Origin of the sequence: Erwinia sp. S43 (genome assembly GCF_016624745.1) — a bacterium.
Classification (GTDB): domain Bacteria; phylum Pseudomonadota; class Gammaproteobacteria; order Enterobacterales; family Enterobacteriaceae; genus Erwinia; species Erwinia coffeiphila.
Map to the genome: position 1 here is coordinate 298,697 of NZ_JACVTX010000001.1, position 21,407 is coordinate 320,103.

Consider the following 21,407-nt stretch of genomic DNA (forward strand, 5'->3'; position numbering starts at 1 on the left):
AGAGATCTCGCAGGCAGGATCGTTGCCAGTACGCATTACTTCACCTTAACGTTTAGACGGTTTGGCATCCTCCCCGGTTACGGAGAGGATGAACGTGTCTCATTTAGAACGCGTGGGGTGTAGCGAATCTGCAATCAGCAGGAGGGAAAAAATTTTGCGGCGGCGACTGGCGTGCTGCGAAAATCAGCCTGCGTCAGGTGCCTGACGTATCCAGATCACCGGGCCAAGGCGGGTCACACGCAGCGGCAGCGCTTTTTCCAGCTGGCTGTACCAGTCGTCAACGCGGGCAATATTGATGCTGGCATTCAGGCGCAGCGTATCTTTCTGCGGATAATCCAGATACACCGCCCGGCTGTCGTAGTGGCCCAGGGTGTGAACAATTTCGTTAAGCGTGTTGTTTTCAAAAATCAGCAGGCCTTTCTGCCAGGCGAGCTGCCGCGCGGCGTCAACCTGCGCCACCGTCAGGCTGTTATCGCTGGGGTTCAGGGTAACCGACCGGTCCGGGTCAACGGTCACGGTTTTCTGCCGGTCGCCGGACACGCTGACTTTGCCGCGCTGCACGGTAACCACGGTATTTTCGCCGTCAATCTTCACGCCAAACGCGGTTCCCAGTACGCGGATATGGCCGCTGCCGGCGTCAACGGTGAACGGGAGTTGCTCATCGTGCTTCACGTCAAAAAAGGCTTCGCCGCGCGCCAGGGTCACGTGACGCTGGGAGCCGCTGATCTCAACGTTGGCCGCGCTGTCGGTATTCAGCCACATGGTGCTGCCGTCATTGAGCGACACCTCACGAAACTCGCCCAGCCGGGTAGCATAGTTAAAGCGCCAGTAGCTCATCCACTGGTAGCAGCCCATCGTGCTGATAACCAGTAAAAAAAGCGCCATCATCGCCCGTTTTGGCGGCAGGGCAAAAGGCCAGCCGGAGGCAACAACACTGTCGGCAGGATAGAGGATCGCACGATGGCTGGCTTCCAGCGGTTTGCCGAGCTGCACCCACAGATCGGTCGCCCGCGAAAGCGCAGCCTGATGCTCCGGGCTGGTCCGACGCCAGGCTTCAAACTGTTTTAATTCGGCGGACGAGAAGCTGCCGGACATCATTCTGACCAGCCAGTGGATGGCTTCATCTTCCAGAACTTCGTCCTCGTGCCTACAGGGATCGTTATTGAGCGCCACAGTTATTTTCCGTTTCGGAGCTTAATATTCCATAAATTCATGGTGTTGCCAAAGCGTGAAGCGGTCATCCCCCGGACTTTTTAATCACGTCGCGGCACTGGATCAGCGTTCTGACCGCATATTTTTCAACCAGACTGATAGAGATATCCATCCGTTTGGCGATCTCTTTATGGGTCAGCCCCTCAACGCGGTTGAGGTAGAGGATCTCGCGGCACTTTTCAGGGAGTTCAGACAGCGCGGCATCAAGAAGATTAATTTTCTCCACGCTGTAGTGGCTGTCTTCCGGTGAGGGCGAATAGCTCTCGAACAGATGGAGTGCGCCGCTGAGGATCTGTTCCCGTCGCTTTTCGTTACGACGATAGTCGTTTGACGCATTTAACGCAACGCGAATCAGGTAATTCCTGGCATCGCTGTACTGCGGGAACTCATTGGCTACGTTGATGATCTTGAAGTAGATCTCCTGAGTAATGTCCTGGGCAATATGGGTTGCGCCAGTGCGATAGCTCACAATTTTAAACAGCGTGGCGTAAACGTCGACAAAAACATCAACAATGTTGACGTCAGCTTCTTTGGCTAACATAGCGGTGCCTTATTAGAATGGTTGAAACCAACCCCGGTTGGCGACAAAGTGGCACAGCGCATGAAAAAGTTACAGTCTTTGCGTTATATGATATTCGTATATCATTTTTCAACGGACGGAAAAGTACCGCAACACGCGACATTACGAATCGGTTAAGAATATTTTAATTGTCATCACCCATGATTATTTAAATCTCTAACTTTATGAATTGTAATGAGTTGGCTATATCTGTAATTCTGCATACGTAACCCATAATTATTATTATCTTTCAGATAACAGGCTATTTACCCTCTGCCGTTGTTTAATTCAATCCATACGGCGGATGTAAAAAGTGAAAATTGCAATTATCGGTCTGGGGCTGCGCCTGGGTTATGTGGCAAGGATTTTTTCCGAACTGGTGCCCAATCTGGAGATCGTCGGCTATGCCGATCCTGAGCCGGTTGGATTGCCCTACACCAAGGAATTTGGGGTAAACACCGGAAAAGCGTTCTCCGCGATCGATGAACTGCTTGCCGTGCCCGATCTGGATTTAGTGCTGATCGGGTCGCCGAATCATCTGCATCTTGAACATATCACCGCCGCGCTGGAAGCCGGCCACCGGGTGCTGTGCGAAAAACCGATCGTCGCCAGTGAAGAACAGACCCTGGCGCTGGCCCGTCTGATTCATCGCTTTGGCGCAGACCGCATTCTGGTCGGGCTGGTGATGCGCTACACGCCGCTGTATGCCGACCTCAAAGCCCTTAAAACCAACGGTACGCTGGGCGAAATCTCCAGCATTGAAGCCTCTGAACATATCCCGCCTTATCACGGCGCGTTCTTTATGCGCGACTGGCGGCGCTACGAGAAATATTCCGGCGGTTTCCTGCTGGAGAAATGCTGCCACGACCTGGATATCTACCAGGGGATCGTCGGCGCGCGCGCCGTTCGCGTGGCCAGCTTCGGCGGTAGAAAGCTGTTCGTGCCGGAAAATGCGGCGCTGGAGCGGGAAGATATTCACCACAGCAAACCGGCGGGCTGGCAGGGCAGCACGGCCGTATTTGATAACGACGGCGATATCGTGGATTACCAGACGGCGATTATTGAATACCAGAACGGTGCAACCATGGCATTTCACGCCAACCTCAACGTGCCGGATCTGTTCCGCCGCTTCTGTATCGTGGGTACTACGGCCACCGCAGAGGGCGATTTCATCCGCAATACCCTGCAGGTTCACCGCTCGCCGGACGGCGAAAAAATCGTCGATAACCATCACTATGCCCGCACCGAACTGGGCCATCACTACGGCGGCGATGAGCGGATGGTGAAGGACATTGTCGATCATCTGCTGCATAACCATCCGCTGCCGGTATCGGTAATCGACGCGCTGGAGGCAGGGCTGACGGCAATCAAAATAGATGAAGCGCGCCGCAGCGGCAGCCTGCTGGATCTGACCGAAAGCTGGCGGCGTTTTGACGCGGCGCTGAACGGCGAAGCCTGATGTCCCGCTCGTATCGCCGCGACAGGCGGCTGGCGCTGCTGCTGATGGCTCCGGCCGTGTTCTATCTGCTGGCTCTGGTGCTGTGGCCGCTGATTAACACCGTGATCCTGTCGTTTACCAATGCCTCGCTGCGGCAGAGCTATCAGTGGGTCGGCTGGCAGAACTACCGGACTCTGCTTAACGACGACTTTTTCAGCGTGCTGCTGCGAACGCTGCTGTGGACGCTGTTTGCCGTGGCAATGAAACTGCTGTTTGGCCTGATTGGCGCACTGCTGCTGAATGCCTCACTGGCGGGAAAAAAGCTGTTCCGGCTGCTGATTATTCCGCCGTGGGTGATCCCGGTGGCCATCAGCATGTTCATCTGGAGCTGGCTGTATAACGGCCAGTTCGGCGCGATTTCCGGCCTGCTCCAGCGCAGCGGCCTGCTGGAAGGGCCGTTTGAGTTTCTGGCCTTCCCCAACAGCGCTTTTTTTGCCTCAGCGATTGCTGATATCTGGGTCGGTATTCCCATGGTCGCGCTGTTTCTGCTGGCAGCCCTGCAGGGTATACCGGGCGATTTGTATGAGGCGGCATGGGTGGACGGAGCAGGGCGCGGCTACCGTCTGCAGCGCATCACGCTGCCACTGATGTGGCCCGCAGTCGCCAGTATGGGTGTGCTCTCTTCGCTGTTCACTCTCAATGCTTTCGATGCCATCTGGATACTGACGCGCGGCGGGCCGCTGGATGCGACCAACACGCTGATTATTGACGCTTACCGTACGGGGATTGGCAGTTTCCGCTTCGGGCTGGGTGCCGCGAAAAGCGTGATGATCGCCGTCGTTACGCTGCTGTTTGCCTTTGGCTATTTTGCGCTGCTGCGAACCCGGCAGCCGGGAGAAGTACGTCCGTGATTAACCGCTATCGTCTGCATGAAAAAATCGCGCTGTATGCGGCCATTTTCCTGTTTCTGCTGGTGCTGCTGTTTCCCTTTTTTGAGGCGGTCAAAGCCGCATTCAGCCCGCTGTCTTCGCTGTTTCGTGCGCCCTGGCATCCTTTGCCCCAGCACTTTTCACTGGAGGCCTGGCAAAACATGTGGCAGCGGGTGCCGTATCTGCCACGTTACATCTTTAACAGCGTGCTGATCGCCGGTGTTTCAACGCTGCTGACGCTGCTACTGTCCGTGCCCGCCGCCTACGCGCTGACCCGGCTGCCCATACCCGGCGTGCGCTACTTCTGGGCGCTGTTTCTGGGGGTGAACGTCTTTTCAGGCGCGGTACTGCTGATCCCGCTGTACCGCATGATGAAAACCTGGGGGATGCTGAACAGCTATGCCGGGATGATCATTCCGGGCACGGCGTTTTTAATCCCCACGGCGGTGTGGCTGCTGCGGACCTATATGGTGCAGATCCCCCGCGATCTGGAGGATGCGGCGCGCTGCGACGGCGCAGGCCGGATCTATATTCTGCGCCGTGTCATCCTGCCGCTGATCAAACCCGGGCTGGTGGCCGTGGCGGTGATTACCTTTATCAACAGCTATGCCAATCAATTTATCTTCGCGCTGACCTTTAACTCAAAGCGTGAATACATGCCCATCGCGGTCGGCATCTTCGACTTCTTTGGCCGCAATACCGTGCAGTGGAATGAATTAATGGCGGCCTGTCTGGTCGGCATCGTTCCCGCACTGCTGATTTTCGTCGTCCTACAGCGGTATTTAATCGATGGGTTAACCAAAGGTGCCGTTAAGCATTAATTTTATCTTTCATTCAGGGGAAATATGAACAAGTTAGCCATGGGGATTTTACTGGCGCTGGCGGCATCCGGTGCGCAGGCGGCCAATGAAAAAATTATCAATTTCATCCAGTGCGGCAGTAAAGCCTCACCGGGAATTGAAGAGAATATCAGCGCGTTTAACCAGGCCAATCCCGGTTACAAAGTCGTGCTGGAGGTGGTCGGCTGGGATCAGTGCGAGCAGAAGGTCACCACGCTGGCCTCTGCCGGTAATGCCCCGGCGCTGGCTCAGGTAGGCTCGCGCACGCTGACCCGCTTCTATCAGAACGACCTGATCGTGCCGGTGCCGCTCAGTGCGGCAGAAAAGGGCAGCTACTACCCGGCGGTGCTGGATACCGTAAGCTACGAGGGCCAATATCTTGGCCTGCCTGTGGCGCTGTCCACCCGCGCGCTGTTCTGGAACAAAGCACTGTTTAAGCAGGCGGGCCTGAACCCGGAGCAGCCGCCGAAGACCTGGCAGGAACTGCTGGACGATTCGCGCATTATCAAAGAGAAAACCGGCGCGGCGGGCTTCGGCCTGACCGGTAAAGCCTTCAGCAGCACCACGCACAGCTTCCTGCTGTGGCTGTACAGCAACGGCGGCGCAGTGCTGGACGGCGACAAAGTGGTGTTTAACTCACCGCAGGCGGTGGAAACGCTGGAGTGGTACAAGAAGATCCTGCCGTACGCCGAGCCGGGTCCGGTGGCCTACGATGCCGAAGCGCTGCGTCCGCTGTTCCATCAGGGCAAAGTGGCGATGTTTATGTCCGGCTCGTGGGAGCGCGGTCAGTTCCCGGCGGGTCTGGAGTGGGGCGTTGCGCCGCTGCCGTATGGCCCGCACGGCAAGCCGAGCAATCTGCTGGTCACCGACAGCCTGGCGATTTTTAAAGGCACCGGCGTGGAAGATAAAGCGATTGCCTTTGCGAAATTTATTACCACCCCGGACCGTCAGCTGGCCTATGAGAAGGGCTACGGCTTTACCCCGGTGCGCCCGGATCACGGACCGAAACAGCTGGTGGCGGAAGATGCCAGCTGGAAGCCGTTTATCGACGGCGTGGCCCTGGGGAAAGCGGAACCGCTGTTCTACGATCCGGAGCAGTTCCAGCAGACGATCAACACCGCTATCCAGCAGGTGTTACTGAATCAGGCCACGCCTGAGCAGGCCGTGAAAACCGCCGCCCAGGCACTGGAACAGAACGGCAAATAAATGCCGGTGGCCCGCCTGAGTGCGGGCCATGACCTGAGGAAGCTATGCGTCAGTTACGTATTGAACATCTGGAAAAACACCATCAGGGTCAAATAATCCTGCATGACATCAATTTAACCATTCAGCAGGGCGAATTTGTGGTGTTTGTCGGGCCATCCGGCTGCGGGAAAACCACGCTGCTGCGCAGCCTGGCGGGGCTGGAGGATATCCACGGCGGCCGCATCCTGCTGGACGAACGCGACGTCAGCGAGGCATCGCCCATTGAGCGGGAAGTGGCGATGGTCTTTCAGTCCTACGCGCTCTATCCCCATCTCAGCGTCTTTGAAAATCTGGCCTTTCCGCTGCGGGTGGCAAAGCTGCCGGAAGCGCAGATTGTCGCGGCGGTCCACGCGGCGGCAGAGTCGTTACAGCTGACGGCATATCTGCGGCACAAGCCCGGTATGCTTTCAGGCGGACAGCGCCAGCGGGTGGCTATCGGCCGCGCGATCGTACGTAAACCGGCGATTTTTCTGTTCGATGAGCCGCTGTCTAACCTTGATGCCGGGCTGAGGGGCAGCATGCGGCAGGAGATCTCACGCCTGCACCGTACGCTGGGCGTCACCACGCTGTACGTCACCCACGATCAGATTGAGGCGATGACCATGGCCGATCGTATTGTGGTACTGAACAAAGGTCGCATCGAGCAGAGCGGCACCCCGCAGGAGCTGTACTTCCAGCCGCGCAGCCTGTTTGTGGCTCGGTTTATTGGTCATCCGCAGATCAACACCTTTACCACGGCGATTGAGCATCAGCGCGACGGGCGCTTACAGCTTGCGCTGCCGTCATTACCACATATCCCGCTGCTGACGCTGTCTGAGCCCCCTTTAAGTGACAATGTCACTCTGACGATCCGCCCGGAGCATATCCTTCTCAGCCCGACGGCGACGGGCATTGAAGGTGAGCTGCCGTTTGAGATCATCAACGTGGAATGGCAGGGAAATCAAAGCATGCTGTACGGCGAAATCGGCGGGCAGCCCGCTTGTTGCGTGACGGCGGACTACATTGACAGGTCACAGCTTTCCCGCTGCTATGTGCGCTTTCCGGCTGACCGCATTCTGTTGTTTGACGCCGGGGGAAATCGCTGCGTTACTTATCCAGCGCCACCCAGCGTTTGCCGACCAGAATAGTCAGCGCCACAATCGACACCACTGCGGCAAGGTGCATGACAAAGTCCAGTACATGCAGATGTATCGGGTGACAGAAGGCCAGCAGGCTGACCGCCAGGCTGGAAATGCCCACACCCGCCATCGCCAGGCTGCGTACCGGATGCAGCGAACGGCTGCGGCGCAGGCTGGCAATCATCAGCAGCATCATCGGCGTACTGACCACCATCAGGAAGGTGAAACAGCGCGTGCTGTCGTCATCATGCAAGATCGCGCCGTTGCCCTGCATATTTATTACGCTCAGCCCGAACCACATCAGCGCAATCGGCAACAGCGCTTTCCAGCTCAAGGTTCGGCGCCCGGCGATGCTCAGGGTAAAAGCACCGCGGATGGCTAGCGTACCGAGTAAAAAGGCCAGGGCAATTTGAAGGATCGCCAGCTTTGCGCCGGGCTGCGACCAGTCGGTCAGCCCGCGCGGCACCAGAAAGCTGGCGGCGACGGCGCAAGGCAGGGCGACGGCAAGCCAGGCCATCACCCGCAGACCCGTGGGCCAGATACGCCTGACGGGCTTGATTTCCCGCCCGAGTTTTTCAATTAAAGCATTATGATCGGTCATGGTTGGCTCCAAAACGGCGCAGATTTTTTAGCGCCCGGTGCAGCAGGGATTTCACTGCGGCGACCGTCAGATGGTTATGCGCGGCGGCTTCCGTCAGGCTCATTTCGCGCAGGTGAACGTGTTCAACAATTTCCCGCTGCCGCAAAGGCAGCTGGCTCAGATAGCCTTCCAGCTCCTGCTGGCTTTCCGCACGCTGCATGTTAGGCTGGCTTACCGGCTCCGGCAGCGTCTCTTCCGGAATTTCCCATTGCTGGTAGCGCCCGCGCCGCCGCAGGGCATCGATCGCGCGCGCGGAGATAATGGCCATCAGCCACGGCAGAAAGGGAAAGGCGGGATCGTAGGTATGGCGCACACGATGTACCGTCAGCAGCACATCCTGCACTACATCCTCGGTTAACACATCGTCAGCAACCTGCCTGCGCACCTGTGAACGGATCACCGGCACCAGTGCTTTCAGCAGCCGGGTATAGGCAGGCCGATCGCCTGCCTGCGCCTGTTCCATTAGCGCGGGCCAGCTTTCGCGCGCGCTGTCGTTCATTTCCATCTTCCGCCTTGTTATTACGCTTTTTTACCGGCTGCCTGGTTCAGTGCATTGACCACAATACCCGGCGTCAGCACCTGCGGCAGCACTTTCGGTGGTCCGCCGTCGGCGGGATACACCACGTACAGCGGCAGGCCGCCCTGACCAAACTCGTTCAGGGCATCGTCCACGTCGGGGTTAAATTTGGTCGAATCCGCCACCATATACCGCGTGCCGGTTTTGGCCAGCGCCTCTTTCACCGCCTGGGTGGAAAGCGAGGTTTTCTCGTTAACCTGACAGGTTATACACCAGGATGCGGTAAAGTTCACAAAGATGGCTTTACCCTGTCCGCGCTCGGCGGCAACGGTCTGCGGCGTCCATTTTTCCTGAGCGACTTCCGCTGCGGCCGCTTCTCCGGGCAGTGCATCCCCCGGTTTGATCAGGCCAGGAAGCGGGGCAAGCACGGCCACAATCAGCACGGCGGTGAGCGCATACATCAGCCTGTGGCCTTTCCCCTGCAGCTGGCGATGTTGTGCCATCCCGTACAGCCAGGCTGCGAAACTCAGCACCACGGAAGCGGCCAGCAGGGTTGCCAGCGCGGCGCTACCGACCTGCTGCGCCAGTACCCACACCAGCCACGCGTAGGCACCAAACATCGGGAAGGCCAGCCCGCGCTTGAGGATATCCATCCACGCTCCCGGTTTCGGCAACAGCCGTGCCAGCGCCGGGAACAGCGAAATCAGAGTAAAGGGCGCGGCAAACCCCAGCGCCGCCGCAAGGATCACCAGCGACAGCAGGGCGATAACCAGCGGCGACTGCAGCTGGAATCCCCAGCCCACCGCCGCGCCTCCTGCGCGTGCCGCAAGAAGTATTCCCGCCAGTGCCATCATGGTCACCGTTACGCCCAGCAGAAAGCCCAGACCTTCGCGACGGGTGCCGGCGGAGTTATCCGCATGGCGCAGCAGCCCGAACGCCTTCAGTGAGATCACCGGAAACACGCAGGGCATAAAGTTCAGAATGATGCCGCCAATAAAGGCGGCCAGCATGGCAGTTAACATCGCTGGCCTCGTTGCTTAGTGGGTACGTGGATGAGCCGCGTCGTACTGCTTCACGGCGGCCAGCGTCTTCTCGATATGGGTTTCCGGGTTTCTGTCAGTGTAGCTCAGCAGAATGTTGCCATCCGGTGCGATCACATAAGAGGTACGGTCCGAGAGGGTTTTGCCCTTCATCTGCATCTGGGTCTGGTATTCACCGGCGACTTTGGCTCCCGGATCGGCGGCCACGGCAAATTTATCCCGGCACTCCAGTTTGGAGAAGTCGCTGACCTGCTCGGTATTTCCGGCGGTTACGCCAATGACCGTTGCGCCCATTTTCGTAAAGTCATCGGTCGCTTCGGCAAAGTCGTGGGCTTCAATCGTGCAGCCCGCGCTGAAGGCTGCCGGGAAGAAGTACAGTACAACCGGGCCTTTTTGCAGCGCTTTTTGCAGCGAGAAGGTGATCGGCTTACCGGCCAGTGCGCCCTGCAGCTCAAAATCCGGGGCCTTCGCCCCGGCGGGCAGAGCGGCTCCGGCATTAAAGGCAAGGGCGGACAGGCCCAGCGCGGCGGAGAAGGTCAGTGTAGAGGCGAGTTTTTTCAGTTTCATTATCTGCTCCTGCGAAGTAAGTGAGTACCGGTTTGGTTGACTCCTTAATCAGTTCGCAGCAGCAGACAGAAAAGTTGCGCCGGGCAGAAAATAATTATTCTCCCCAGCGTTTCCTCAGATAGTTAACCGCTTCCTGCGTCTGTGGCTGATTCAGGTAGTTCTCCCGGAACAGGATGGTGCCACTGATTTGTGGCAGCGACTCATTCAGATCGAGCTGTTTCTTCAGCTCCGGCACGCCGCCACCGATGGTCCAGTCCGGCTCGTTCTTCGATGGTTCACCGACTTTATACAGCGCAATGCCGATATAAAGACGGGTTTTGGTCGGTTTCACTACCTCCGCCCACCACTTTGCCAGCACGTCATAGCGGGCGGCATCGCGGGCGAAAGGCCAGTAGATTTGCGGGGCAATGTAGTCCAGCAGCCCCTGCTGCACCCAGCGGCGGGTATCTGCATAGGATTCGTCATAGGCGGCAGCGCCGCGCGTGTCGGAGCCTGCGGCGTCATGGGAACGGTTGCGCCATACTCCGGCCGGGCTGACGCCAAACTCCACATCTGGCTTCAGCTGTTTAATGGTGCGTGAAACCTGTTCAATCAGCAGCTGGGTGTTATGCCGCCGCCAGTCGGCTTTGGAGGCAAAGCCCTGGCCGTACTGTCTGAAGGTCTGGCTGTCGTTAAGGGCAGATCCTGGCGACTCGGTATAGAAATAATCATCAAACTGCACGCCGTCGACGGGATAGCGCGCGACCACCTCTGCGACAATGCTGGTGATCCAGTCGCGGGCGTCGGGAATGCCCGGGTCAAGCACATAGCGATCGCCGGAAGTACGAATCCAGTCGCGGTGCAGCACAAAAACGCTGGCCGGATTCTGCGACAGAGTGCGGTTCAGTTCGGCAACGGTTCCGGGTTTAGTATTGACCGTGACACGATAGGGGTTAAACCAGGCGTGAACCTTGATGCCGCGCCGGTGCGCTTCATCCAGCATAAACTGCAGCGGATCGTAGCCCGGGTCCCGGCCGATTTTGCCGGTCATCATATCCGACCACGGCAGGATTTTTGACGGCCACAGCGCAGTACCATCCGGTTTCACCTGGAAGAACACCGTATTGATGCCGAGGCTTTTCAGCTTGTCCAGCTTATCGGTCAGCGCTTTTTTCTGCTGGCTGATGCGTACGGCATCGTTGCTGATATTAACCGACGCGATCGGCGGCCAGTCCAGGCGGGAAACGGTGGTTAACCACACGCCGCGCATCGGCTGCTGGCTGTGTGGCGATATCGGCGGCTGAGGCTGATTCGGATTCGCTACGGGCGGTAGCGGCGTGACCAGAGAAACCGGCGGTTTGCTGGCACAGCTGGCAAGGAGCAGCGCGGCGGCGATAAGCAGGCCGGACTGACATTTAGCCCGAGGCGAGAGGTGACGGAACCGGACGATGATTGACTTCCTTTTTCATACCGACGTTGAGTGAAAGGTATTTTCTTATTATCTGCAACGTTGTCAATGTAGCATCTTGCGGATGATTTCGTGTTTCGCACTATGGCGGCAGGAAAGATTAAGCAGGCAGTAACATCGGGGACTGAGGCGGGGACAGGGGAATTCTTTGTTCAGGTTCCGGGCAGGCTCAGCCATTATCGCTGTGATTAACAGACGAGAGCTGAGCCTGCCCGTGATGAGATTATTTCAGATGCTGTTGCAGTTCAGCACCCGCCTGCGACAGCGCGGTTTTCACCGTTGGTTCTTCACTTAACGGATTCAGTAAACCGTAGTCATGGATCATGCCATTGTAACGGGTGACGGTCACCGGCACGCCTGCGGCATCCAGCTTACGCCCAAACGCTTCACCTTCGTCACGCAGCACATCCAGCTCCGCCGTCTGGATCAGCGTCTGCGGGAAGCCTTTCAGCTGTTCAGTGCTGGCACGCAGTGGGGAAGCCAGAATGTTGTTACGATCCGCGGCACTGGTGGTGTAGTTATCCCAGAACCACTTCATCATGTTGCGGGTCAGGAAATGGCCGTTGGCAAACTGGTGATAGGACGCGTCGTCGAAGTTCGCATCGGTCACCGGCCACAGCATCACGTTATAGCGAATTTTCGGTGCGCCGAGCTGTTTGGCCTGCAGGGCAACCGCCGCCACCATATTACCGCCCACGCTGTTACCCACCAGAGCCAGACGGCTGCCGTCTACGCCGATTTCACTGCCGTGCTCGGCAACCCAACGGGTGGCCTGATAGGCCTGATTAATTGCTACCGGGAAATGCGCTTCCGGGGAAGGCGTGTAATCGACGTAAACCGCCGCCGCGCCAGAATCACGGACCAGATCGCGGATCAAGCGTTCATGAGTCGGGTAGTCGCCCAGTACCCAGCCGCCACCGTGGAAGAACATAAACACCGGAAGGGTGCCCGTCGCGTTTTCCGGTTTGACGATTTTCAGCCTGATGTTCTGACCGTTCACCTGAATTGTTTTATCGCTTACCTGCGCGGCAGGCAGCTTCGCACCCTGCTGGGCACCGATCAGCACCTGACGGGCTTCCTGCGGGGTCATCTGTTCCATCGGTTTACCTTTGCCTGAATTCAGCACGTCCAGGAAAGCTTTTACACCGGCGGTAGGGGCAGGCGCGTTCAGTGACTGAGTGGTCGCTGCGGAAGCGGCTGAAGCAAAGACGGCGGATGTTAATAAAATCGATGCAATTTTCATTAGTGTAGCCCTCTGTATTTTGTTGAATAAAAACTTAGTGTTGGTTTATCCCGGTTAGTGATGTCTGACTGCCTGCTCACTTACCTTGTGCGGATAATACTTGCACGCAAGATACTTATGGTCAAACTTTATTTATAATAAAATTCTGCAACCTCGTTCAGCTGGTGGAAAAAATGAAAGAAAACAGCATATTAGATGGGCAACTTTGTTTCTCACTCTATTCGGTAACCAATGCGCTTATCCGTCAGTACCGCCCGTTACTGAAAGAATTCGATCTGACCTACCCGCAGTTTGTCGTGCTGCTGGCGCTCTATGACCAGGATGATATTCCGCTGCGTGAACTGAGCGAAAAAACGCTGTTCGACTCGGGGACGTTAACGCCGCTGGTACAGAAACTGGAGGCGAAGGGGTTCCTTAACCGGGTATCGATTGCCGAAGACGAAAGGGTGAAAAAAGTGGTTCTGACGCCAAAGGCGAGGGATCTTCAGGATAAAATCGTCGCCATTCCGAAGCAGATGCGCTGCTTTATGCGCATGGACGATGAAGAACTGGAAATGTTAAGAACTTTCTCGAAAAAACTGCTTCTTGACCTCTGACAGATGCGATCTGCGCCGAATTTCATTTCGCGCAGATCGCTGTTTTTACCTTCATCCCTATCGTTATCCCCTGATCTCGTTATCCCATTCTGGCATCTGCTCCCCCCCCCCTATAGCCACATTGAACACCTCGCCCCCGTCTGAGATCTCACGCCCATAGCCACGGCATCGATCTGCTATAAGCAGGGCGCAGAGTCGTACTTCAACACAGCCTAAACCCCTGATCTTAGTGTTACAAATTGGTTGAAAGTTTGCATAGTTAGTTGACAGAGTATTTACAAATGTAAATAATAAAAATACTTGGTGTATACATTCAATACACAAAAGAAATGCATGAAGCCTCGCTTTCGGGTTCTTCAGGGCAGATCTGTTCTCATCACGGAGTTTATTCTTAATGGGTATTTCACGAAGAAAATTGCTTGTTGGCACCGGGATCGGCGCTGGTATCGTCGCGGCGGGTGGGGGAGCTTCCCTGCTGACCGACAATCTGCCCGCAGCGCCGGATTCACTGCTGAAAATTGATGCGCTGCCTTCCGACGATCCAACGCCTGGCTGGTTCCACACCAGCCGTAAACGCCAGCCGCAGCCCGCGCTGGTGGGCGATGCGAAAGCACCATGGGTAGTGATTGGTGCCGGTTTCACCGGACTGGCCGCCGCACGTCAGCTGGCACTGAACTTCCCGGACGATCAGATCATCCTTGTTGAAGCGCAGCAGGTTGGATTCGGCACGTCCGGCCGTAACGCCGGATTCCTGATCGACGTACCTCACGATATCGGCGCACCGGACTATATCGGCGATAAAAAAATTGCCCGTAATATCCTCAATCTGAACCAGACCGGGCAGCGCATCCTGAAAGAGCAGGTGGAAGAGCACAATATCGTTGATGCCCAGATGCGCCATTCGGGTAAGTACCAGGCCGCAGTGGAAGACAGCGGTATTGCGGTGCTGGAAGCCTATCGCGGCGGTCTGGAATCGCTGGGGCAGCCATGCAAGATTATCGACGGTAAGGATCTGCCCGATCATCTCGGCACGAAATTCTACCGTAAGGCGCTGTACACGCCGGGAACGATTCTGGTTCAGCCATCAGGACTGGTGAAGGGCCTGGCGGACAGCCTGCCGGCCAACGTTAAGCTGTACGAAGAAACGCCGATCACCGCCATTGAATACGAACCGCAAATTGTGCTGCATCACGCAACCGGCCGCATCTTTGCCGATAAGCTGATCCTCGCCAACAATGCCTTCGGTACACACTTTGGCTTCGGCGAGCGCACTATTTTCCCGATCTTCACCTACGGCAGCCTGACCCGTCCGCTGACCAAAGCGGAGCAGGACAGCATTGGCGGCCAGGAATTCTGGGGCGTTATTCCTGCCGATCCGTTCGGAACCACCTCGCGTCGCACCCACGATAACCGCATCCTGATCCGTAACAGCTTCAGCTTTAACTCGGACGGGCGCTACAAACCGGGCTACACCCAGAAGTATCGTGAAACCCACCGTCAGTCGTTTGAGCGCCGTTTCCCAACGCTGCAGGACGTTAACTTTGAACATACGTGGGGCGGTGGTCTGGGCATGACCCGTAACGGATCGAGCCTGTTCGGCGAACTGAGAAAGAACGTCTACGGCTCGCTGGGCTGTAATGGCCTGGGGACCGTGCGCGGCACCGCGATGGGCACCATGCTGGCCGACTGGCTGGCGGGCAAAAGTAACGACACGATTAACTTCCTGCTGTCGCTGCCAAAACCAGAGTGGAACCCACCGGAACCGCTGCTGACCATGGGCGTTAACTTCACCCTGCGGAAAGGCATGCACGACGCGGGCCAGGAAGCGTAAATCCGACAGTAAGTCGACATCCAGGCTGTGTTCGTTAACCGAATGCAGCCTTTTTTTATGTGTTATCAAATGCATGATCTGCATTACATGTTGAAAACAACACACTGCATAAAATGTGTGGGATAGATTAGACTCGATTTTTAATGTTTGATTATATTAAAAAAAGAGAAAACTATGCACATCAGGGACATCCGCATATCACATTTATCAACGCGCGACGGTGATAAATGAACATTCCCAACCTCTCAGGCTATCTGAATCAGTTTCAAATCTTTATTAAAATTGCCGAAACCGGCAACCTCTCGCGAGCGGCCAGGGAACTGGGGCTGACGCCGTCGGCGGTAAGCAAGAGCCTCTCCCAGTTAGAAAGCATCACCGGCAATCTGCTCATCAATCGCGAAAGCCGCCCATTCCAGCTGACTCTGGATGGACGGCGTATTCTACAGCTGGCGCAGCGGGTTATTGCCGATATCGAAAGTATTGCCGACGGCAGCCGCGTGCCGGGTATGCAGGGCGAAACGCTGCGCATCAGCTGCTCGGTGGCCTTTGGCTGTACGCATATTCCCACGCTGTCGAGCGATTTTCAGGCCCGGTATCCGGGCATTGGTATTAACGTGATGCTGGACGATCGCTTTATCAACCTCGATCGTGAGGATATCGACGTGGCGTTCAGAATTACCTCAGAAGCGGCAACGCAGAACGAGGATGCGGAGCAATTGATGGATATCCGCTGGTTTTACTGCGCTTCCCCCGAGTATTTACGCTGTCATCCACCGATTACCGTTCCCGCCGATTTACGTTTCCATCACTGTCTGGTTTACCCGCAGATGACCCATGATGGTAAATGGATGTTCCGCCATCATACCCGCAGTGAAACGGTTGCGGTGACCCCACATCTGTCCTGTAACTCCAGTCTGCTTTTGCTGCAAAGGGCACTGCTGCATGGCGGCGTGGCCTGCCTGCCGGATTATCTGGCCTGTCATTACATTAATAGCGGCAAGCTTGTCCGCGTGCTGTCGGACTACGATCCAGGCGTCACCCATCGGCTACAGGCAAGAGTCCGCCATTCGGCCAGAGATAATAAAACGCTGAATCTTTTTCTGGCGTTTATTAAAAGCCGCCTGGTGCAGAACTGTGACCCGACAGCCGATATTTAGGAAACTAACTGTGAAAGGCATTCACAGTTGACGGAGAGAAAGCCGCGCACATCACAAATCATCTTTGCCGTGGAAAACACTTCATGGCAAACGATCGCCGTTCACGGAATATAAGCCTGCGGAACGGAGAGTTAAAAACTTCGAGCGCGTTTTCTACGTTAATGCGGCTTTCTGCAATGCAGATAATTCGCGGGCATGTCTCTTGAACCGAGGTTTAAAATGACGATAAATAATGAAGAGGCGGTAAATCATCTTAAGATCCCATTCACCAGTTACGATCTTGGCTGGGTGGTGTTATGTATTGGCATGGCGATTGGGGCAGGGATTATTTATATGCCCATACAGGCCGGGGTGAAGGGGATTTGGGTCTTTGTTTTCGCTATTGTCCTGAGCTATCCGGCGATTTACTGGTTGCAGGATCTGTATCTGAAAACGCTGACGCAGACGGAATCCTGCGACAGCTACGCCGAGATTATTACCCAGTATCTGGGGAAAAACTGGGGAGGACTGCTGGGCATCGCCTATTTTCTGATGCTGCTGATGGGTATTCTCAATTACTCGATGAGCCTGGTGAACGACAGCGCAACTTACTTACACAGTTATCATCTTACCGATACGTTTCTTTCTAAAACCAGCTGGTATCCGTTGATTCTTCTGGCGATTATTGTGGCCATCGCCAATCAGGGCGAAAGGCTGCTGTTCCGTATTTCCGGGCCAATGATTCTGTTCAAGCTTGGGGTGATCGTTTTCCTTGGTCTGGTGATGCTACCTTACTGGAGCCTGAGTAATATTTCAGCTTTCCCTCCGCTGCTGCCGTTTTTACGTGATGTGCTGCTGACGTTACCGTTCACGCTGTTTTCTATTCTGTTTGTGCAGATCCTCAATCCGATGAATATCGCATTTCGTAAGGTTGAGCGCGATCCGCTGGTGGCCTCGTATCGCGCGGTTCGGGCAACCCGCATTGCCTATATCGTCCTGGCGGTCAGCGTGCTGTTCTTTGCTTTTTCCTTCAGCTTTGCGATTAGTAAAGAGGAGGCGATTTCGGCATTAGACCAGAATATATCTGCACTGGCGCTGGCTTCCCAGATTATGCCGGGAAACATGGTGAATATTTTATCGGTGACGCTAAATATCTTTGCCATACTTACCGCGTTCTTCAGTATTTATCTTGGTTTTAAAGAAGCCGTTATCGGGCTGGCGGTGAATATCATTTCGCGCATTGCCGGAACGAGTCATATTAACCGTGCAACGCTATCGCTGTTCGTGGCGGTCGGCATTGTTATCTTCCTGTGGATCTGGGTCAGCTTTGACTTTTCCGTGATGCTACTGATGCAGATTTCCGGTCCGATATTTGGGCTGGTGGCCTGTTTAATTCCTTACTATCTGGTATCGCAGGTTCCCGCCCTGGAAAACCTGCGAGCTAAACGAAATTACTATATTGCCTTCTACGGCATCCTCCTGTGCATATCGCCTTTTTTGAAATTCGTAGAGTAATCCGCCGGCAGAGGCTGGTGGCACACTGAATGGACATAAATATGAAAAATCTTAATCCCGAAAAATTAACCCTGGCAACCCGGTTAACCCAGTTAGGCAGGAGCACGCAGGATCAGCGGGGCTTTGTTAACTGCCCGGTGTATCGCGGATCGACAGTGGTGTTTAACAGCGTCGAGGACCTTGAACACAGCCGGGCGGAGTTCGCCTACGGCACGCTGGGTACGCCAACGATTAAAAACCTTGAAGATGCCTGGACCGAACTGGCCGGTGCGGCGGGAACGGTGATGTCACCCTCTGGCCTCGGGGCCGTGGCGCTGGCGCTGATGACCACGCTTAAGGCGGGCGATCATCTGCTGATGCCGGACACGGTTTACCGGCCGACCCGCAGCTTTTGCGATCTGACGCTGAAAAAATTTGGTGTGACAACCACCTATTACGATCCGCTGGTGGGAGAAGGTATCGTCAGCCTGCTGCGGCCGGAAACCACTACGCTATTCCTTGAGTCCCCGGGGTCGCAAACTTTCGAGATTCAGGATGTGCCGCTGATGACCCGCATCGCCCGCGAGCGCGGTATCAAAACGATTATCGACAATACCTGGGCCACGCCGGTGTTCTTCCAGGCGCATCGTCACGGCTGCGATCTCTCGGTGGAAGCGGGAACCAAGTACCTGAGCGGCCACTCGGATCTACTGATGGGGATGGTGAGCGCCAATGCCGAAACCTGGCAGGATTTACGCGCTACCTATGACAGCATGGCGATGCTACCCGGCGCGGAAGACTGTTTCCTTGCCCTGCGCGGGCTGCGAACGCTGCATATCCGCCTGAAGGAAGCAGAAACGCGCGCGCTGAACATTGCTGCCTGGCTGGCGGAGCAGCCGGAGGTTAAGACCATTTTACATCCCGCCTTTGAGAGCTGCCCCGGGCACCATTTGTGGCAGCGTGATTTCACGGGTTCGACAGGGCTGTTCTCAATCATCCTCGACCCGGCATTCGATAAACCAGCGGTCACCCGGCTGCTTGATGGCCTTGAGCTGTTTGGCATGGGCTATTCGTGGGGCGGTTTTGAAAGCCTGATCATCCCGTTCAACTGCCGTGATTATCGCACCGCAACGCAGTGGAATGAGCAGGGCGCAACGCTGCGCCTGCAGATTGGCCTGGAAGATCCGCAGGACCTGATAGCAGATTTACGGGCGGGGCTGGATCGCCTGCACGTCGGGGGATAGCCTTGCAGTGCATAACCTGAGCGGTGAGTTAATGTAATTTTCCCGGAGCTGATTAATAACAATCAGCTCCGGGAATAAATTTTTAAACGGGAGATAAGTCGTTATCTCGCTGCTGACATTAATTTAATTATCTTTTATATAATTTTCATTATCCATTTCAGGTATAGGATTTATCTATTTTAACATTCTACTCCACGAACTTGCCCTATACTCAGCTTCTCAGAGGGTTATGCATTACCTGTGGAGACATTAACGATGTTGCAGATGTTGATAAAGCGAAAGAAGGGCCGAACGCATAATGAGGATCGTAACTTAGCCTTATTATTAGCCACCACCGCCGGAATTCTCAACGCGATGGCGTTGGGTGCTTTCGGTATATTTCCTTCCCATATGTCCGGCAATACCTCACAAATTTCTTCTGAAGTTTCTAATTCCGACTTAAGTGATTTATCGTTTCTTGCTGCGATTATTTTGGCGTTTGTCGTCGGGTCGATGGCTTCACGAATGCTGGTGATTAGCGGTGTCAGAAATAATATCAGAACCATTTTCAGCATCATTCTGCTGCTGGAAGGTATCGCGCTGGCGATGATGTCGCTGTTTGAAAAATTCTACTATTCCCACGCCAACAACCGTGAAGTGATCGTGTTCCTGGGCTTTCTGATGGGGCTGCATAACTCCACCTCCACCCAGCTCTCTAACGGGCGGGTGCGGTCAACTCATATCACCGGAACGCTGACCGATGCCGGTATTGCGCTGGGATCGCTGCTTTGCGTCAGCCTGCGCCGGGACCCGTCGCGCGATCTGAAGGCGCACAGCAACCAGCTCTTTACGCACCTGGTCACTATCGTTTCCTTCCTCGGCGGCGGTATCTGCGGGCTGCTGCTGTTCAAGATTTTCGGCTTTAACTCGATGATCGCCATGGGCGTATTTCTTACCCTGGTCGCCGTGCTGTCGATTACCGCAACGGTTTATCAGGTAAGACGGCGCGGTTTGAGCACCTGCTGATTCACGCCGATGCATCCCACAGCTGCATGATCTGTGTAATCGCGTTATTCAGCTGGTCGAGGCTGGCACCATCACGTGCCTGGATCGACAATCCGAACAGGAAGGTGGTGAAAAGGGTGGCGAGAGCGTTGACATCAACCCCTTTTTTCAGCTCGCCGCTGTCGGCCGCTCGCTGAAAAGCAGCCAGAATTCCTTCACTGGTGCGGTGACGCGAACGGGCCAGCGGTTCGGCAACATCGGCGTGCTCGGCGGAGGTGGCGCTCATTGTGCCCAATGCCACCATACATCCCGGCGGGTGACTGGGATCGCACTGCATTTTCGCTGAAGATCGCAGCGTGGTTTCAATCGCTTCACGCGGTGACAAACGGCTGTTCCACAGAAATTCAGTTACCTGGCCATGGGTAGCCAGATATCGCTGCACGCACTCGCGAAATAGCGCCTCTTTAGAACCGAAGGCCGCATAGAAGCTGGGCGCGGAGATGCCCTTGTTAATTCTGGCCTTGAGCTGGGCGAGAGAGGTGGACTCGTAGCCGTGCTGCCAGAACAGGTGCATGGCATCTTCAATCGCTTTATCACGGTCAAATGTTCTTGGTCTTCCCATCGCAGCCATGTCTGCCTCCGTTACCTGAGTGATCGGATTACTATACTAAACGATACATATATCGTTGACAAAAAAATCCTCGCCCACTAATGTACCGATCGATACACATCGCATCAGCCGATAAATAATCGTGGCTGAGGGATCGCTTATCGCCAAATACATACCAATCGATACATATACTAGATAAGAAGGGCATATGGAGAAAGAAATCGCGCTACCTTGTTCACATAAAACCGATGTCTCACGAATGCGAACGGAAGTGCCTGCACTGCCGGTTTCCGCGCTGCTGGCGCTGGCGATGACGGGGTTTATCTGCATCATAACGGAGACGCTGCCAGCGGGATTATTGCCGCAGATAGCGGCAGGGCTGAACATTTCTAACTCACTCGCAGGACAAACGGTTACCGCCATACGGCAGGCGAGGGTGCAGACATCGCGCTGTCGATGAACGTGGTGGCCTGGAATGGTGCGATTGCTGCGGCGGGTATTTCCGGCGGGATACTGCTGGATAACTGGGGAGCACCGGCGCTGCCGCCGGCACTGATTCTGTTGCTGGCCGTCGCTTTTGTTATCACCTGGCGGGCACGGCAGTATGGCTTTCGAAAAGGAGCGCGAATGGGGCATTAATTGACACGCGCTTCGCTCTGCGGAAAATATCGTCAGGCCGTGGCAGATCTCGCAGGTAACTGAATAAATTACGGTTCGT

At 55.5% G+C, this 21,407-nt stretch carries 21 protein-coding genes and 1 pseudogene; 13 read left to right on the forward strand and 9 right to left on the reverse strand.

The features are described 5' to 3' along the window. Positions 1-183: 183 nt before the first annotated feature. Together IBT47_RS27200 and IBT47_RS01430 are read right to left on the reverse strand one after the other, a co-directional pair. On the reverse strand, positions 184-1,173 hold the full coding sequence (locus IBT47_RS27200) for a FecR domain-containing protein (RefSeq protein WP_200558849.1): 990 nt from the start codon (positions 1,171-1,173) through the stop codon (positions 184-186). Positions 1,174-1,237: 64 nt separating this feature from the next. After that, complete coding sequence (locus tag IBT47_RS01430; RefSeq protein WP_200558850.1) at positions 1,238-1,753, reverse strand: RNA polymerase sigma factor; 516 nt, start codon at positions 1,751-1,753, stop codon at positions 1,238-1,240. A gap of 331 nt (positions 1,754-2,084) precedes the next feature. On the opposite strand from IBT47_RS01430, the gene IBT47_RS01435 reads away from it, so the two are divergent. From IBT47_RS01435 to IBT47_RS01455, 5 genes are read left to right on the forward strand one after another with little or no spacing between them, the layout of a single operon-like run. Then, positions 2,085-3,230, forward strand: a complete 1,146-nt coding sequence (locus IBT47_RS01435; RefSeq protein ID WP_200558851.1) for a Gfo/Idh/MocA family protein — start codon at positions 2,085-2,087, stop codon at positions 3,228-3,230. Continuing rightward, on the forward strand, positions 3,230-4,120 hold the full coding sequence (locus tag IBT47_RS01440) for a carbohydrate ABC transporter permease (RefSeq protein ID WP_200558852.1): 891 nt from the start codon (positions 3,230-3,232) through the stop codon (positions 4,118-4,120). The genes IBT47_RS01435 and IBT47_RS01440 overlap by 1 nt, the downstream gene beginning before the upstream one ends. Continuing rightward, positions 4,117-4,959 (forward strand): carbohydrate ABC transporter permease, encoded by an 843-nt coding sequence (locus tag IBT47_RS01445; RefSeq protein WP_200558853.1) that lies wholly within the window; start codon positions 4,117-4,119, stop codon positions 4,957-4,959. Before IBT47_RS01440 ends, IBT47_RS01445 begins: the two co-directional genes overlap by 4 nt. Positions 4,960-4,983: 24 nt before the next feature. After that, positions 4,984-6,183 carry an ABC transporter substrate-binding protein gene (locus tag IBT47_RS01450; RefSeq protein ID WP_200558854.1) on the forward strand — a complete coding sequence of 400 codons (1,200 nt, stop codon included), beginning with the start codon at positions 4,984-4,986 and terminating at the stop codon, positions 6,181-6,183. A 44-nt stretch (positions 6,184-6,227) separates the two neighbouring features. Continuing rightward, on the forward strand, positions 6,228-7,349 hold the full coding sequence (locus IBT47_RS01455; RefSeq protein WP_200558855.1) for an ABC transporter ATP-binding protein: 1,122 nt from the start codon (positions 6,228-6,230) through the stop codon (positions 7,347-7,349). Here IBT47_RS01455 and IBT47_RS01460 read toward each other — a convergent pair. From IBT47_RS01460 to IBT47_RS01485, 6 genes are all read right to left on the reverse strand, one after another. Continuing rightward, positions 7,309-7,941: an NrsF family protein gene (locus IBT47_RS01460; RefSeq protein WP_200558856.1), complete on the reverse strand. Its 633-nt coding sequence runs from the start codon at positions 7,939-7,941 to the stop codon at positions 7,309-7,311. The genes IBT47_RS01455 and IBT47_RS01460 overlap by 41 nt on opposite strands. After that, positions 7,928-8,485: a sigma-70 family RNA polymerase sigma factor gene (locus IBT47_RS01465; RefSeq protein WP_105593811.1), complete on the reverse strand. Its 558-nt coding sequence runs from the start codon at positions 8,483-8,485 to the stop codon at positions 7,928-7,930. Before IBT47_RS01465 ends, IBT47_RS01460 begins: the two co-directional genes overlap by 14 nt. 14 nt (positions 8,486-8,499) lie before the next feature. Then, positions 8,500-9,519: a protein-disulfide reductase DsbD gene (locus IBT47_RS01470; protein WP_200558857.1), complete on the reverse strand. Its 1,020-nt coding sequence runs from the start codon at positions 9,517-9,519 to the stop codon at positions 8,500-8,502. A 15-nt stretch (positions 9,520-9,534) separates the two neighbouring features. After that, positions 9,535-10,104 (reverse strand): peroxiredoxin, encoded by a 570-nt coding sequence (locus IBT47_RS01475; RefSeq protein ID WP_172606622.1) that lies wholly within the window; start codon positions 10,102-10,104, stop codon positions 9,535-9,537. Between the two features lie 94 nt (positions 10,105-10,198). Next, positions 10,199-11,536, reverse strand: coding sequence for a glycoside hydrolase family 10 protein (locus tag IBT47_RS01480; RefSeq protein WP_200546502.1), 1,338 nt, complete (start codon positions 11,534-11,536; stop codon positions 10,199-10,201). Between the two features lie 238 nt (positions 11,537-11,774). Beyond that, complete coding sequence (locus tag IBT47_RS01485) at positions 11,775-12,794, reverse strand: alpha/beta hydrolase (RefSeq protein ID WP_200558858.1); 1,020 nt, start codon at positions 12,792-12,794, stop codon at positions 11,775-11,777. 173 nt (positions 12,795-12,967) lie between these two features. Between IBT47_RS01485 and IBT47_RS01490 the strand changes: the two genes are divergently transcribed. The 6 genes from IBT47_RS01490 to IBT47_RS01515 all read left to right on the forward strand — a co-directional run bounded on the left by IBT47_RS01490 (position 12,968) and on the right by IBT47_RS01515 (position 20,100). Continuing rightward, positions 12,968-13,390 carry a MarR family winged helix-turn-helix transcriptional regulator gene (locus tag IBT47_RS01490; protein ID WP_105593806.1) on the forward strand — a complete coding sequence of 141 codons (423 nt, stop codon included), beginning with the start codon at positions 12,968-12,970 and terminating at the stop codon, positions 13,388-13,390. A gap of 394 nt (positions 13,391-13,784) precedes the next feature. Then, complete coding sequence (locus IBT47_RS01495; protein WP_200558859.1) at positions 13,785-15,221, forward strand: FAD-binding oxidoreductase; 1,437 nt, start codon at positions 13,785-13,787, stop codon at positions 15,219-15,221. Between the two features lie 227 nt (positions 15,222-15,448). After that, complete coding sequence (locus tag IBT47_RS01500; RefSeq protein ID WP_200558860.1) at positions 15,449-16,378, forward strand: LysR family transcriptional regulator; 930 nt, start codon at positions 15,449-15,451, stop codon at positions 16,376-16,378. A gap of 306 nt (positions 16,379-16,684) precedes the next feature. Then, the gene (locus IBT47_RS01505; protein WP_234471657.1) at positions 16,685-17,872 is read left to right on the forward strand and encodes an amino acid permease; all 1,188 of its coding nucleotides are present in this window, start codon (positions 16,685-16,687) and stop codon (positions 17,870-17,872) included. A 41-nt stretch (positions 17,873-17,913) separates the two neighbouring features. Further along, on the forward strand, positions 17,914-19,095 hold the full coding sequence (gene metC / locus IBT47_RS01510; protein ID WP_234471631.1) for a cystathionine beta-lyase: 1,182 nt from the start codon (positions 17,914-17,916) through the stop codon (positions 19,093-19,095). A 255-nt stretch (positions 19,096-19,350) separates the two neighbouring features. Continuing rightward, complete coding sequence (locus tag IBT47_RS01515) at positions 19,351-20,100, forward strand: YoaK family protein (protein WP_200558862.1); 750 nt, start codon at positions 19,351-19,353, stop codon at positions 20,098-20,100. 1 nt (position 20,101) lies between these two features. On the opposite strand, the gene IBT47_RS01520 is transcribed toward IBT47_RS01515, so the two are convergent. Continuing rightward, a complete protein-coding gene (locus IBT47_RS01520; RefSeq protein ID WP_200558863.1) occupies positions 20,102-20,710 on the reverse strand; it encodes a TetR/AcrR family transcriptional regulator in 609 nt (202 codons plus the stop codon). Between the two features lie 238 nt (positions 20,711-20,948). Between IBT47_RS01520 and IBT47_RS27305 the strand changes: the two are divergent. Then, positions 20,949-21,110: pseudogene (locus IBT47_RS27305) on the forward strand (MFS transporter); the annotation flags it as partial. A gap of 35 nt (positions 21,111-21,145) precedes the next feature. Continuing rightward, a complete protein-coding gene (locus IBT47_RS01530; RefSeq protein ID WP_200558864.1) occupies positions 21,146-21,328 on the forward strand; it encodes a hypothetical protein in 183 nt (60 codons plus the stop codon). Positions 21,329-21,407 lie beyond the last annotated feature (79 nt).

What these genes read in the sequence shown, in the direction of transcription:
- IBT47_RS01430 (WP_200558850.1), bottom strand. Translation starts at nt 1,753, where the DNA reads ATGTTAGCCAAAGAAGCTGACGTCAACATTGTTGATGTTTTTGTCGAC.
- IBT47_RS01440 (WP_200558852.1), top strand. Translation starts at nt 3,230, where the DNA reads ATGTCCCGCTCGTATCGCCGCGACAGGCGGCTGGCGCTGCTGCTGATG.
- IBT47_RS01450 (WP_200558854.1), top strand. Translation starts at nt 4,984, where the DNA reads ATGAACAAGTTAGCCATGGGGATTTTACTGGCGCTGGCGGCATCCGGT.
- IBT47_RS01455 (WP_200558855.1), top strand. Translation starts at nt 6,228, where the DNA reads ATGCGTCAGTTACGTATTGAACATCTGGAAAAACACCATCAGGGTCAA.
- IBT47_RS01460 (WP_200558856.1), bottom strand. Translation starts at nt 7,941, where the DNA reads ATGACCGATCATAATGCTTTAATTGAAAAACTCGGGCGGGAAATCAAG.
- IBT47_RS01465 (WP_105593811.1), bottom strand. Translation starts at nt 8,485, where the DNA reads ATGGAAATGAACGACAGCGCGCGCGAAAGCTGGCCCGCGCTAATGGAA.
- IBT47_RS01470 (WP_200558857.1), bottom strand. Translation starts at nt 9,519, where the DNA reads ATGTTAACTGCCATGCTGGCCGCCTTTATTGGCGGCATCATTCTGAAC.
- IBT47_RS01475 (WP_172606622.1), bottom strand. Translation starts at nt 10,104, where the DNA reads ATGAAACTGAAAAAACTCGCCTCTACACTGACCTTCTCCGCCGCGCTG.
- IBT47_RS01485 (WP_200558858.1), bottom strand. Translation starts at nt 12,794, where the DNA reads ATGAAAATTGCATCGATTTTATTAACATCCGCCGTCTTTGCTTCAGCC.
- IBT47_RS01490 (WP_105593806.1), top strand. Translation starts at nt 12,968, where the DNA reads ATGAAAGAAAACAGCATATTAGATGGGCAACTTTGTTTCTCACTCTAT.
- IBT47_RS01495 (WP_200558859.1), top strand. Translation starts at nt 13,785, where the DNA reads ATGGGTATTTCACGAAGAAAATTGCTTGTTGGCACCGGGATCGGCGCT.
- IBT47_RS01500 (WP_200558860.1), top strand. Translation starts at nt 15,449, where the DNA reads ATGAACATTCCCAACCTCTCAGGCTATCTGAATCAGTTTCAAATCTTT.
- IBT47_RS01505 (WP_234471657.1), top strand. Translation starts at nt 16,685, where the DNA reads ATGGCGATTGGGGCAGGGATTATTTATATGCCCATACAGGCCGGGGTG.
- metC (WP_234471631.1), top strand. Translation starts at nt 17,914, where the DNA reads ATGAAAAATCTTAATCCCGAAAAATTAACCCTGGCAACCCGGTTAACC.
- IBT47_RS01515 (WP_200558862.1), top strand. Translation starts at nt 19,351, where the DNA reads ATGTTGCAGATGTTGATAAAGCGAAAGAAGGGCCGAACGCATAATGAG.
- IBT47_RS01520 (WP_200558863.1), bottom strand. Translation starts at nt 20,710, where the DNA reads ATGGCTGCGATGGGAAGACCAAGAACATTTGACCGTGATAAAGCGATT.
- IBT47_RS01530 (WP_200558864.1), top strand. Translation starts at nt 21,146, where the DNA reads ATGAACGTGGTGGCCTGGAATGGTGCGATTGCTGCGGCGGGTATTTCC.